At 43.7% G+C, this 13,970-nt stretch carries 6 protein-coding genes; 5 read left to right on the top strand and 1 reads right to left on the bottom strand.

Annotated features, from left to right (window positions below):
* Nucleotides 1-83 precede the first annotated feature (83 nt).
* Nucleotides 84-989: a 30S ribosomal protein S6--L-glutamate ligase gene (gene rimK, locus CSW98_RS07370; protein ID WP_100799823.1), complete on the top strand. Its 906-nt coding sequence runs from the start codon at nt 84-86 to the stop codon at nt 987-989.
* The gene (locus CSW98_RS07365; protein ID WP_100799822.1) at nt 989-1,993 is read left to right on the top strand and encodes a succinylglutamate desuccinylase/aspartoacylase family protein; all 1,005 of its coding nucleotides are present in this window, start codon (nt 989-991) and stop codon (nt 1,991-1,993) included. Before rimK ends, CSW98_RS07365 begins: the two co-directional genes overlap by 1 nt.
* Before the next feature lie 54 nt (nt 1,994-2,047).
* Here the strand turns inward: CSW98_RS07365 and CSW98_RS07360 are convergent, their stop codons facing one another.
* Nucleotides 2,048-2,392 carry a C-GCAxxG-C-C family (seleno)protein gene (locus tag CSW98_RS07360; protein ID WP_100799821.1) on the bottom strand — a complete coding sequence of 115 codons (345 nt, stop codon included), beginning with the start codon at nt 2,390-2,392 and terminating at the stop codon, nt 2,048-2,050.
* Nucleotides 2,393-2,854: 462 nt separating this feature from the next.
* Between CSW98_RS07360 and CSW98_RS07355 the strand changes: the two genes are divergently transcribed.
* The 3 genes from CSW98_RS07355 to CSW98_RS07345 are packed head-to-tail and all read left to right on the top strand — an operon-like array spanning nt 2,855 to nt 13,968.
* Nucleotides 2,855-4,486 carry a ShlB/FhaC/HecB family hemolysin secretion/activation protein gene (locus tag CSW98_RS07355; protein WP_100799820.1) on the top strand — a complete coding sequence of 544 codons (1,632 nt, stop codon included), beginning with the start codon at nt 2,855-2,857 and terminating at the stop codon, nt 4,484-4,486.
* Between the two features lie 3 nt (nt 4,487-4,489).
* On the top strand, nt 4,490-5,491 hold the full coding sequence (locus CSW98_RS07350; RefSeq protein ID WP_100799819.1) for an RHS repeat domain-containing protein: 1,002 nt from the start codon (nt 4,490-4,492) through the stop codon (nt 5,489-5,491).
* Nucleotides 5,488-13,968 carry a two-partner secretion domain-containing protein gene (locus CSW98_RS07345; RefSeq protein WP_100799818.1) on the top strand — a complete coding sequence of 2,827 codons (8,481 nt, stop codon included), beginning with the start codon at nt 5,488-5,490 and terminating at the stop codon, nt 13,966-13,968. The genes CSW98_RS07350 and CSW98_RS07345 overlap by 4 nt, the downstream gene beginning before the upstream one ends.
* The last annotated feature ends 2 nt before the right edge of the window (nt 13,969-13,970 follow it).

The following is a 13,970-nucleotide window of genomic DNA, read 5'->3' as shown; positions in this document are numbered from 1 at the left end:
ATAAAATTTATTTGTTTTTCATTACCACGAATAGCGTATATGGTCACGCCAAATTTATCCATTCAGTTACTTGGAATCGCACCATGCGCATCGCTATCTTATCTGTTGAGCCTGCTTCATATTCAACCCGAAGATTAAAAGAAGAAGGGGAATCCCGCGGACATCAGGTTGATGTTATCGACACACTGCACTGCTATATGGATATCACCAGCAGTAATCCTAAAGTTCGTTATAAGGGAGAGGAACTGCCTCTTTATGATGCTGTTATTCCCCGAATTGGCTCCTCTATTACTTTTTACGGTACCGCAGTCGTTCGTCAGTTTGAAATGATGGGCACATTTTGTGTTAACGAGTCACTGGCGATCAGTCGTTCCAGAGACAAGCTGAGATCTCTGCAACTTCTGTCGCGTAAGGGTATTGGTCTTCCCCGGACCGGATTTGCCAGTAAGCCGGATAATGTTAAAGATCTGATCAATAATGTTGGTGGTGCTCCTTTGGTGATTAAATTACTTGAAGGAACGCAAGGGATAGGTGTGGTTCTGGCGGAAACGACCAAGGCAGCAGAAAGTGTTATTGAAGCCTTTATGGGATTAAAAGCTAATATTCTGGTGCAGGAATTTATTCAGGAAGCAAATGGTGCGGATATCCGTTGCTTTGTGGTAGGTAATAAAGTTATTGCATCCATGAAGCGACAGGCTGAAGAAGGCGAATTTCGTTCTAATTTACATCGTGGCGGAGCCGCAAAAGTGGTCCGGCTAAGCAAGGAAGAACGCATGACGGCAGTGAATGCAGCAAAAGCAATGGGGCTGAACTTGTGTGGTGTCGATATTCTGCAGTCACACCGGGGACCCGTTGTGATGGAAGTCAATTCATCTCCGGGTCTGGAAGGGATTGAAAAAGCGACAGGTAAAGATGTTGCCGGAACTATTTATGAATTCATTGAAAAAAATGCCAAGCCATATTCAGGCCGGGGCTGGGGACAAGGCTGATGCCAGGTGGTCTGATCATTGCTGACCGGCGCATTCTGCCGGGAGAAAAATGCCAATTGGATATTCCGGTAGCCAGTCTGTACACCAATACGGATGTTTCTATTCCGGTGTATGTGCAAAAAGCAAAACGTAAAGGTCCGACAGTCTTTGTCAGTGCGGCCATCCATGGTGATGAACTGAATGGTATTGAGGTTATTCAGCGTCTGATCAAAGCCAATCTGTCTATTATCAGAGGCACTATTATTCTGGTGCCAATGGTTAATGTGTATGGTGTTCTCAACCAAAGCCGCTACCTGCCGGATCGCCGGGATTTGAACCGCAGTTTTCCCGGTTCGGCAAAAGGCTCTCTGGCTGCAAGGCTGGCTCATACCTTTATGACGAATATTGTTAACCAGTGTGATGTCGGTATCGACATGCATACCGGAGCGATTCATCGCTCTAACTTTCCTCAGATCAGAGCCAATCTGGAAGATGAACAGACCCTGGAACTGGCTAAGGCGTTTGAAGTTCCGGTTTTGCTGAATGCGTCTTTACGTGACGGCTCCCTTCGGGGCGAAGCGATCGAACATAAAATACCGGTGCTGATCTATGAAGCCGGGGAAGCACTCAGGCATGACGAGCTTTCCATTCAGGCCGGATACCGGGGTGTAATTAATGTACTTATGCATTTGGGACTTATGAGAAGAAGCAGAAGAAGAAGGCGTATTGATCCTTTTGTTGCCAACAAAAGTGAGTGGATACGAGCCCCGGGCAGCGGGTTTGTGAATGAATTCGTGAAGCTGGGGGAACAGGTAGAAAAAGGTCAGGTTCTGGCGGAGATTAATTCACCATTGGGCGAGTTAATCCAGCATGTGGTATCGACCCGTTCCGGGATCATTATTGGTAAGCAGAATATTCCTCTGGTTCAGGAAGGCGATGCGATGTTCCATATAGGCTATTTTGGTAAAGATGCGGATGAGGTTGCCGGGCATATTGAAATGATGCGGGATTCGTTATTACTGTAGAGTATCCCGGCAAAGTCCGCGATTAATACGCAGGTATTACAATTTACCTGCGTTTTATTTTTCTTCTGTCATCTGTTCTGCTGCCAGTGAGGCTGCCATCTTGACAAACTCCCGGCAACCGGCTTCGCTCTCACGGATATCGGTACAGTAGACAGAACCGGTTTTTTGATGAAATTGCTGCAACAGCTCTTCTGCTTTTTTCTCATCACCAGAAACCAGTAATGCCGAATAGATAGCCCCGCAAATCCCACCTTCAGCCCTGCCTCCGCCTAATGCACTCGCCTGATAAATGGTCATCTCTGAAATATTTCGTTCCTGCTGGAAGGTTTTCAGCACAGATTGTGCGCAGTTATATCCCTCTTTACCATGAAAGTAGTCTGCGGCTTGTCGAGATTTCATCGATTCATCTCCATATTCATTTTTTCCACATTAGCAAAAATAGTGGAAAAGTAAATGCGCATTTAATCTAGTAAGGCCTTATTCAGCCTAGCTGATTTCCACATTCCACGGAAGACGTTGGTTAAATTATCATTTAGTGAACACAGTGGTAGCTCCCTGAGTAGATGCATAAAATCGAAGTAGGAATTGATCTCATTGATTCGACAGGTCATATTCTCATAAATTTAGTTACCACTATACAATTTATTGCCTATAGGATGTTTTTTGTTCGGACTGTGCTAATGATTTGATTTTATTGGTATGCATGTACTGTAAATTAATGTAAATATGCTTGAAATGTCTCAATTGTAATACTTGCATACGAAATATGTATTTTGTAACATATGCACATTGACAAATAACAACTCGTGTACTCAGCGTCAAGACTGAGGCAGTGATTGTATGTGCTAGGTTATAATATCAATGATAAAATGGGCTTTTCAGTGGTTCGGTTTGCCTGTCGGACTGATGGTCAGTTCGTGGACTGTTTATGCGGCGGTGTCTCCGGAACAGTTAGAAAATCAAAAAGAAATTTTTGAACGGCTGGAGAAAAATCAACAACAGGATATTTTATATTTTGATGTGGAAACGCCGTCTTTACTGGATACGGATACAAAGGAAGGCGAACGTTGTATCTTTATCAAAGAAATTAAAGAAGAAACGTTAACCCTTCTTTCCCGACAAGAGAAATCTGCGCAGTTTACTCCGTTTGTAAATAGCTGTCGCACTATCACCGAACTGAATAATCTTGTTAAATCTCTTTCAGCTTTGTATGTAGATAAAGGGTATGTGACTTCAAAGGTCTACCTTAAACCTCAGACTCTTAAAAACGGTATCGTTGAGATTCAGGCTGTAGAAGGGCGAGTCAGCGAAATCTTACCGGATGAATCTTATATTAAGAATGCCTTTTTAGGGCAGTGTGGCGATTATCTGAACTTAAGAGATTTAGAACGCAGTATTGAGACTATTAATAGTCTACCTTCTAACCATGCTAGTATGAAATTGCTCCCAGGAGAAAAGGTTGGAGCGACGAATATTCAAATAGAGAATAATCCAACCCGTCGTATTAACGGGATGGTGGCTCTGGATAATTATGGAGAAAAAAACACAGGGAAAGGACAGGGCAGTTTGAGCCTTAATCTGGATAATCCTCTTGGCTTAAATGACCGTCTAAGTGTCAGCCTGAATAGTACGGAAAACAATTACAGTGCTGAGAATACCAGGGGTAGCGGTATTCAATACAGTCTTCCTGTCGGAAACCGCTTTACTCTTGGCTTAAAGTACAGAAAAACCAGTTATAAACAGTTAATTCCAGCCGGGATTACTGACTATGTTTCTAATGGTGAAACCCAAACCTATACTCTAAATTTGGGTTATGAAGTTTTTCACAATAAAAACCACAGGGTTAATATTGGAAGTTTTGTGAAGCATTATCAGGCGGAAAACTATATCAGTGATTCCCTGATTGAAACATCCAGTTATAACCTTTCTAAGGCTGGAGGTAGTGTCGATTACCTCTATCAAATTCCGGGATTTTATACATTCACAGCCTTTACTTATTCCAAAGGAACTTACTGGTTCAACGACCACAATCCCACCGAACTGGATGCTCAGGCTTCATTTTATACGGTTGATCTTTCTTTAATGAAAGCATTTCTGGGGCTTAAATACTCACTCAATTCCCACTATCAAAAAGCTCAAAACGCACTTTTCAGTACCGATCAAATCAGTATTGGAGGCCCATACAGTGTGCGTGGCTATAAAAAAGAAGGACTGGTGGGAAATACGGGGTATTACGCACGGCATGAGATTTCTAAGACCCTTGAAACCAAACTCTTTGATCAGGTTGAACAAACCTATTTCGTCGCTTTTGATCACGGGCATATTAAAAGTGAAGAGGATGTGAAGGGCGGAAATCTTGTAGGAAGTGCCATTGGCGCTAAATACGCTTATAAAGATGTGAATGCTCAGCTCTATTATGCCATTCCTCTTCACCATAAAGATGTGACTGAAACTGGAAACTTTTTTGGAATTTCAATTAGCTATAGTTTTTAAAAGATGAAGCTGAAAATAATAAAACGCTGGGCTTTGACTGTTTTTGTGTTTCTGACTGTCTGGTCAGTTTGGTACTTTAATCAAGACAGAATGACATTGTATATTCAAAGCGGGATTAATTCTTCTATATATCATTTCACATCATTTAATGATGTACAGAATATAAAAACCCAATTTGGCAATGTATCGTTTGAATTTGATGAATTTAACCGAAGAAAAACAAAATGTCTGAATGGTCAGATCATTGAAAAATATTCCTGGCAGGGTGAAAACCGACTCCATCTTGTGACCGATAAAAATGACAACGTAGTAAGAGAATATTTATACCACAACGAGCTCGACGATCTCCCTTATGGTATGACGACTCAGGGAAGCACCTATTTGTTCATCTACAACGAAATGAAAAGCCTGAGAGTGGTAGTTGACGAACAGCAAAACCTTGTCAAGGTAATTGATTACGACAGTAATGGTAGCCGGGTTAGAGAAAGTAACAACAATCTTACTGTAGATTTCTCCTATGCTGGTGGGCTTGAAGAACCAGTTTCCGGATTACTGTTGTTTCTGGAGGGAGTCTATAACCCTTCAACGGGGAAATGGCTCACCCGAATAAAAAATGATGATGTGATCCAAAATCTGAAAGCACTGAATCAGCTCAAAAATGATGAAGTTTATCGGTGTGCAGACACATTAGATACCTACTACCATTCTTATCTTTGCGTGAAAGGTAAGTGTGGTGGATTGTACGCTACCGAATATCTGCATTACTTTAATGGTAAAGGATATATGTTAGATAACTCTAACTATTTTACCCCTTCACGCTGCACTTCGGTTTCTGTTCCTACCGATTACAACAAGCAAGAATTTGCCTCTTGCGTAAAAGAAAAAATAGAGCCCCGCCATGTCCGATTATTCGATGCCATTAAACATAATTGTCATCATGAGGTCGAGGACATCCTTACTTTTTGTAAAAACAAGCAAAATAAACGCATAGAAGGTCACTTATGAGTATCCGTTCGTATCTATTTATTCCGGTGAGTTTGTTTTTTGTCCTGATCCCGGCTCTGACATTGGAGGCCGCAGATATCGAAGTGGACACTTCCGCAGCGAAAGCCAATCAGGCAATCTTAGGTAATGCGCCGAATGGGGTGCCAATTATAGATATCGTCAAACCGACCTCTCAGGGGCTTTCTCATAATAAATTTAAAAATTATAACGTGGCTGAGCAGGGGCTAATTCTCAATAACTCCAAAGTGGTGACAGATACACAGTTAGCGGGTTACATCTCCTACAATAAAAACCTGACCGGTGATGCGGCGAAGCTTATTCTTAATGAAGTGACGGGCACAAATCGAAGCCTTCTCAAAGGCTATACCGAAGTTGCCGGGCAGGCTGCTGATGTTATTGTTGCCAACCCGAATGGAATCAGTGTCAATGGTGGTGGTTTTATTAATACGCCAAATGCGACGTTGACGACAGGAAGTCTTCTTTTTGATGGAAGTCTACTTAAAGGGTTTGATGTCAGTGGCGGCGATATTCTCATTGAGGGGGAAGGATTCAATACCAGTAACATCGATCAGGTTAATCTTTACACCAAAGCGCTACAGCTTAATGCCAAACTCTATGCGAAAAAACTGGCAGTAGTTACCGGTGATAACGACATTGCGATGGATGGAACTGTTACTCCTAAAGGGACTATAGATACGGGAATTGCCATTGACTCATCCCAATTGGGTGGGATCTATGCAAACACCATTACTCTTGTCAGTAATGATAAAGGCGTCGGCGTGAATTTACCTCCGGAAGTTTATGCAACAGACAGCTTAGAGATTAGTGCCGATGGCAATATTGTCATGGCGGATGTGTCCGCTGCTAATAATGTTGTGGTCACCTCAGAAAGTCGGGCAATCACCAGTACGTCAGATGTTGTTGCTAAAAATATTAATATTGATGCGAAGACGGATTTTCTTATTGATGAGGACAGTATATTAGAAGCGGATGACACCTTAGAAATAAACGCCGATAAAGTCGACAATAAAGGTAAGTTAACCGCTCCGGAAACAAATGGAAAAGTCGTAATAAACGCGCACACCGAAGTCAATAATAATGGTCATATCAATGCCGATAACATCGAAGTGACGACCGCTACACTTAAAAATCAAAATGAGATTTACTCTGAAAATGATGTTGTTGTGACGGCTGATGAGATTGATAACCGCAAACTGATTCAGGCCAATGATGATCTTGATATCAGCTCAGACACACTGACTAACCGTATTGATGGTGTCATTTATGCAGAGGATAATATCGACGTTGTTGCTGAAACTATGGAGAATGATGGCGCTGTCGTAGGGAAAAATCTCGATATTAACGCAGGTAATATTGTTAATAAAGGCGCATTGTACTCTAAAAATGACATGACTGTCCGGGCAAAAACATTGCTCAATCATGAAATGATCCGCAGTAATGATGAAATTAACCTGTTGATTGAAAAGAGCCTGACCAATAAAAAAACGGGAGTTATATACAGCGACGGTGCGATGACGATTGCCGCCAATGACGCTCATGACAAGATCAATACCGTCACCAATAACGGGTTAATACAATCTCACAGCACCATTAACATTACGGCGAAGACTCTGGATAACGTAACGTCTGCGCCAGTCTATAAAAATCAGACCATCAGTTCGACTCAAAAAATTTCCCGAGGTGGTTCAAACGACTTTGATACCGTCACAACAACGAAAAAAACACAGGTGATCGATATTCCTTCTGATCCGTCTCTTATTCTGGCGGACAGTGACATTACGATTGATGTTGAGACGCTGAACAATTTTTACTCACTGATTGCCTCCGATGGTGATATTAACCTACTTGCGGATGAAGCGAACAATGTAGGAAAAATCATTGTAACGACAACGACTACGGTAACAAAACAATATCGTAATGAGCGCTACTGCTCTATTAGCGGACCTTCCGGATCGTGTCTTCACCATAAACACCGGGCCGGGTACAGAGGTTCATTTACCAACACGCAGACCGGTAAGCTTCCGGTAGTGAACTATGGAATCCAGGCAAGAGGAAGCATCACTGGAAATGTGGTGAACCTAAACAACTCCAGTAGTATTGGTGGGGTGCTGACCGATGCGGAAGTGGCACAAAAAGAAACGCAGATAACCGAGATAGAAACGAACAGCGTGGATCTGCAACAAAGTCAGGAAAGTCTGGATGACAGCAATGAGAACGTGGTTCGCGCTCTGGGTGAAGTCCCGGATATGGATGCATTGATCGCGGGCATTGTTACTGAAGAGGATTTGACGTCCTTTAAAGACGATCTTGCCACGCTGGAAAATTCTTTACAGCTCTCCATCGATAATGACAAGCTCAATATTGAAACGTTAGCCGCAATCATCGCTTACAGCAAAACGCTGGATCTGACTGCAACAACGGCAGATGATCTTGCTGCTTTGGAGAGTTCATTAGCGTCGTTGAAGACAAATCTGGCAGAAAATGAAGCCAATATGGAGGCTTTCAAAACTGTTAATGATGCGATTGTTGTTATTGAAGATGTTGCCACTCAAAAAGAGGCGTTGCTTGATATCGATACCAATGTCAGAGCTATTATCACCGACAACACTCGTATTCTTGATGAGCTGGTGGCTGTCGGGGCTGTTGATACACTGGTGGGTGAGTATGAGGCGCTCAGTAATGGTTTGAGTTCGGAAATCAAAACCTCGTCAGACTTACGGGCCAGTACCACGAAAAGTGAAATAACAGCGGACGACGGTCTGTATCAGACCAACAGCAGACCAAGCCTGCAACCGACCGATGATGTGACGTACAGCACCAACACCAGCAGTGATGCCTTTGCTTCTACCCTGACTCTGCCGGAAGGCAAATACGGGTTATTTGTGGTGAACGCCGACAGTGAGCATCCGTATCTTATCGAATCCAACCCGATATATACCAATTACGCCACCTTTATCGGGTCGGACTACATGATGAGTAAGCTCGATTTTCGTCCGGAAAAGACCGTACAGCGTCTAGGCGATGCGATGTATGAGACCACGCTGGTTCGTGACAGTGTTATGAAGTTAAGCGGGCAACGTCGGTTAGGCGACTACGCGACGGATTTAGAGCAGTATAAAGCGCTGATGGATAATGCGATAGCGCTGGAAGAGTCTTTAAATCTTCAGATAGGCATTAGCCTGACTCATGCACAGATAGCTAATTTAACCAAAGACATCGTCTGGATGGAAGAGCGGGTGATTGACGGACACTCTGTTCTGGTTCCGGTGGTGTATCTGGCGACTGTTGATGAAGAGAGAATGAAAAACGGCAGCTCGATTCAGTCAGGCGAAGCGCTGGAGCTGGCGGCGACGGGTGAGGTTAATAATCAGGCCGGTCTGTACGCTGGCGGAGACATGCACATTGCGGCGGACAGCATTACTAACCAGGGCGGTGAATTAAGCGCCGGTGGTGATATGGCGCTTGAGGCGACTACTGGCATTGACAATGTCAGCGGTCAGCTTGCCTCAGAAGGCGATATGACGCTCAGTGCTGATACCATCAATCTGGAAACGGCGCAAACGCAGAAGCAGTATCACTATGCTCAGGGCAGCCAGAGCATCACCGCAACAGGCCGTCAGTCTCAAGTTAAAGCAAACGGCAATGTCACATTAACGGCTCAGGATGGCATCACGCTTAAGGGCGCACAGATAGCCGCAGGACAGGATGCGCTACTGGTCGCGGCCAATGGCGATATTCAGGTCGACACTGTTCAGGCGCAGGAAGAGTATGCATTTAACCTGAATAATGGTTATAACCGTGGCAAACGGGTAGTGAATACGGGGTCGGAGGTCAGTGCCCAAAATATCAGTGTGAAAGGGAATGAGCTAGCCGTGACGTCTTCTACGCTCAATGCGGATGAGGTTATATCTCTTGAAGGTGCCGGGCAGGTCAGTATTCTGGCGGCGAATGACTCGGATTATCGTGACACACAAATCACCTCATCCAGTGGTTTTATGGGCTCAAAAACCAAACGTAACATGAGCTACAAAGAGACGGTGGTGGGCAGTGAACTTAATGCAAAAAATATTACGCTTAACAGTAAAGACGAAGGAGTAACGTTAGAAGCGGCGAAACTTAAAGCTCAGGAAAATATTGTTGTTGCTGCTAAAAAAGACATCGAAGTTATTGCAAAACAGTACCGTGAAGGGGAGCTTCACTACACACAAAAATCCTCCTGGGGTGGGCTCAGTCAGAGTGCGTCGATGGACAGAAAAGAGGCGCTCAGTTTACGAGAAGCCAGTCTTGAGACGGAAGCACTTAACGTTATCTTAAAATCCGGTAATGACATTAAAGTTATCTCTTCCAATATTGATGCTGCATCGGATGTTCAGCTCCAGGCCAGTAATGATGTGCTTATCAGTGCTGCACAGGAGTTTTCGCAGCAAGAGAAATGGTCGAAATCCAGCAGTTTCAATCCACTGAATGCGCTGGCTTCCATTTCAACATTCGGCCTCATCAATACGGGGCCGGTTTATGAAATGGGATCCCACCTGAGACAGGGCACAAACACCAAAGCAAAATCATCTTTGGTTCAAAGTGGTGGCAATATCGACATTGATGCCGGCCGGGCAAAAGTCGTGGGCTCAAAGCTTCAGGCTGACGGTAATATTACCGCGAAAACGGATGTCGGCTCGATTGAAGTTCTGGCGGCTCAGGAAGAGAGCAATACTTACGCTGAAGATAAAAAGATTGAGATATCACTGGGGAGTGTTATCGATACGCTCAAAAATGCTATCCCGCAAGATACCAGTGACACCAAGGGTAAACTCACGCTTGCAAAAGCGACCTATGACCAAGAAGGCATCAGTGCACAGGGTATCCAGAACAAAAGCGCCAGTGTTACCAGTCATGGCAATATTGATTTTGCTTCCACCGAAAACATCACCATTCAGGGCTCACATGTTCAGTCTGACAATGGCGATATTACGCTGACGGCTGAGCAAAACGTCAACATCACTGAAGCGACGAACACTCAGTCAAGTGAAACCAGAGAAACACATGCGAGTGCTGAAATCAGTGCGACGGTTCAGAATGAATATGCGGAAGCAGCGAAAGCTTATCTGCAAGTGATTGAGGCGACGAAGCAACTTCAGAATACGAAAAAAGAGTACAAAAAATACAAAAGTGATTTGGATGAGTTGGAAGCCAATCTGGCGACACTGAAACAGGAATACGCAGATAACGTCCCGGGGATAGATAAAGACGACCTGGATGAGATGCAGGAGCTGATTGATGATATCAAGGGGGATGAGAAGTACTATCTTGCAGCGATTGCGGCGGCAACGGTCAATTTAACCAGTAAGACGACCCTGGCAGTGCAGCAAAGTGCGACGGCGGCTTCGAGCAGTGGAACCTATGGTTTCTCAGTCGGACTAGCCCTTGATGTCGAGGGCAGTAAAACCCACACCAATACAACTCAGACGGAAAGTGTCGGTTCAACGGTCTCCGCGAATAACATCAAGATAGCCACAAATACTGCCATGAGCAGCCAGACCACCATTCAGGGCTCTGATGTTCAGGCACAGAATGCATTGAGCATAGAAACCGGTGAGCTGAATGTTCTGGCCTCGTCGGATACCTCTTCTCAAACCACCGCTGAGAAAAACATGAATGGCAGTGTGTCCATGAGTGTTTATGGTGCGGCCGCCGGACCACAGGTTGATTTGGGATACGGCGAAAATAACGCACAGAGCAGCAGCCTGACGCATACCAATTCGACCCTGAATGCGGCGACCATCCGAACAGAAACCACCGGGGATACTAATATCAAAGGCGGTAATGTTGATGCCTCTGATTTATTGAGCATGGTGGTTGGTGGTGATTTAAATATTGAATCACAAAAAGACTCGTATGACCGTTCATCCAAAGGAATGAATGTCAGTGCTGGATTTGGATTTGGTAATGATCCTGATTATACCAGTGGTAATAAAGCAGAACAGAGAGCGTTAAATAATACTGTTGGTATCAGAAAAGGCAATGGTGACATTGCTTCGATAAATGGTGGTTATGGTGCCAGCGTTGGGCGTATCAGGCAAAAAGAAACCGTACTTTCCAGTGTTACCGGGGGGGAGGTAGATATCGAGGTTGCCAAGAACACCCATCTGAAAGGGGCCTTGCTTGCCGCCGGAGAGCAACAGGCTGACGGACATTTTGCAGATAACGGTAATCTATATCTGAACACCGATACGCTGACCTACACCAATACGTCAAACAGTCTGTACAGCAGTGACAACAGCTTTAATGTCAGCACCAGTGTGGGCTTCTCTGAAGGAAACGATGAGCAGGGCAACCCGGAAACGAAGGCGAGTCTGGGGACGGTGAACGCTTCGTTCTCAATGGGCAAAACCAATGAGAAAAGCAAAACATTGGCCACGCTGGGGCAGGGAAATATCGAGGTAACGGATAAAGAACATTCCGATGACCCTGAGCGGCTGAACCGGGATACCGATAAGGTAGAAAAAGGGTTGTATGCGGTGAGCCAGCATGCCGGAGCGGAGATGGCGCTGGATACGCGGATATTGACGGAAGAAGGCAGGAAGGAGATAGCTGAGGATGTCGAGAGAACGGAAAGATTAGGCCAAGCCATCAGTGATGTGGCAACCAAAGATTCAATCGTTCTATCTGATACTTTGGATCACATTGGTGACGTGCAAAAAGATCTGGATGTACAGAAATCTCTGGCATTAGAAAATGGTGGCAAGTCTGTCGATATTTTAGAGAACAAGCAGAACTATAGTGTTGAAGAATATGACCAAGCGTTAGATCAGTATGCTAAGGCTTATGCAAGTGTTTATGGTGTCACTATTGAGAGTGCCAAAGCGGTTGCGACTGAGAAGTTCCGAGGAATGACATATTCTAATTCAGAGGATGGTAAAGCGACAAACTCTAGGGTTTCCATTGACTATAACAATAATGGTGGGGTGAAAGATGTTGCGGAAACCATGGGACATGAAACAGCCCACGTACGGATTGATCAAGGGCAAACAAGGTATCGCGAAGGGGCATTGGCCGAGGAATACGCAGATACATTTGGTGAGTATTCAGCGGATGGTATGGAGTTCTCCGCTGGTACTTATGCCAATGTACAACTTAATAAGCCTAAGGCACCAACAGTTAATTTAATAGATGATGATAGAAACCGGTTAGTTAAAAATACGAATGAGCTGATTAATGATGTCGATAGAGCTAATAATGGTGATGGTGTAGTAAATCCGTTAACAGCTCAAGTGAAGCAGGACTATCAGTCTTTAGTCGAGGGTAACCCCAACCTGAAAGATAAATTAGAAAGAGAAAAGAAAATTGCTCTTAGTCTTTACAACATGGACATCGACGATATTCCTGATGCTTTAGACAATACATACCCTCCGTTAACAGATGATGCTAAAGATAGAATTCTCTCGAGTTTAACGAAAGCAAAGGAGTATGACGAAGAAAATACGCTGGAGCGGGTATATGAGAACTTAATAACCGATGGCGTTGCAGCAGATACTGCAAATGACTTGAAAGAAGTGCCAGCGGTAGGAACTGCTTTAGCTGTAATTAACGGTATAAAAGACGGTTCTGTCGTGACAATGGTAGTAGAAGAAGTTGTTGCTAGAAAATTAGAAAAAGTATTGGGACCTGTTGGAGACAAAGTTGTTGAATATGGTGGGAAGTACTATGCAAAAATAAAGGGTCGCCTGGTTGAAGTTAAACAGGCGATTAGTCAAATTGAAGTAAAAGTTGAACCGGGAACTCTTGGCAGTACTGGTGGAAATATCAGGATTGGATTGAAGAAAGAAGTTTCAAAAATCACTGATAAGAACAATTCTTCAAATGAAGGAATTTATAATTCAGACGAAATCAAAAAATATTTTGAGAATAAATATGGAGTGGAAAATGTAGCACGTGTTTCCGTTGATAAAGAGACAGGTCGTACTATTATTGAAACCACTCAAGGACAAAAAGGTGGATGGAATAAATTTTTAAATGAAGTAGAACCAAATACCGATTATAAATTTAATGATAGCGTGTATAAAACAGATGAACTAGGAAGAGTAAATTCTGTTTCTACTGATTTGAAAAAATTAACAAATGACAGAAATACTCATCAGCAAAGAAAAGCCGGTGCGACCGGTGGAATCAAAGATGGTTTAGAGGATGACCACGGAGGTCACCTTATTGCAAGTATGTTTAATGGTTTAGGTGAACAGATTAATTATGTTCCAATGAATAAAAAAGTAAACGGTTCAGGAGGGGATTGGTATAAACTGGAACAGATATGGAAAGCAGAATTGAAGAAAGGAAGTGATGTGAAAGTCAATATTAAACCTGTTTACTCAGGGGACAGTAAACGGCCTGATAGCATAGAAGTTCGTTACATCATAAATGATGGGGATGAAATCATTAAGAAAGTTGACAATATTAAAGGATAGAA

The sequence above is a fragment of the Vibrio sp. HA2012 genome, from assembly GCF_002812955.1.
Classification (GTDB): Bacteria; Pseudomonadota; Gammaproteobacteria; order Enterobacterales; family Vibrionaceae; genus Vibrio.
The sequence above is the reverse complement of the archived record's forward strand: the minus strand, read 5'-3'. Positions and strand labels throughout refer to the sequence as shown.

Bases quoted from the DNA above. Each gene is read 5' to 3' on its own strand.
- CSW98_RS07345 (WP_100799818.1), top strand. From the start codon at position 5,488: ATGAGTATCCGTTCGTATCTATTTATTCCGGTGAGTTTGTTTTTTGTC.
- CSW98_RS07350 (WP_100799819.1), top strand. From the start codon at position 4,490: ATGAAGCTGAAAATAATAAAACGCTGGGCTTTGACTGTTTTTGTGTTT.
- rimK (WP_100799823.1), top strand. From the start codon at position 84: ATGCGCATCGCTATCTTATCTGTTGAGCCTGCTTCATATTCAACCCGA.
- CSW98_RS07365 (WP_100799822.1), top strand. From the start codon at position 989: ATGCCAGGTGGTCTGATCATTGCTGACCGGCGCATTCTGCCGGGAGAA.
- CSW98_RS07355 (WP_100799820.1), top strand. From the start codon at position 2,855: ATGATAAAATGGGCTTTTCAGTGGTTCGGTTTGCCTGTCGGACTGATG.
- CSW98_RS07360 (WP_100799821.1), bottom strand. From the start codon at position 2,392: ATGAAATCTCGACAAGCCGCAGACTACTTTCATGGTAAAGAGGGATAT.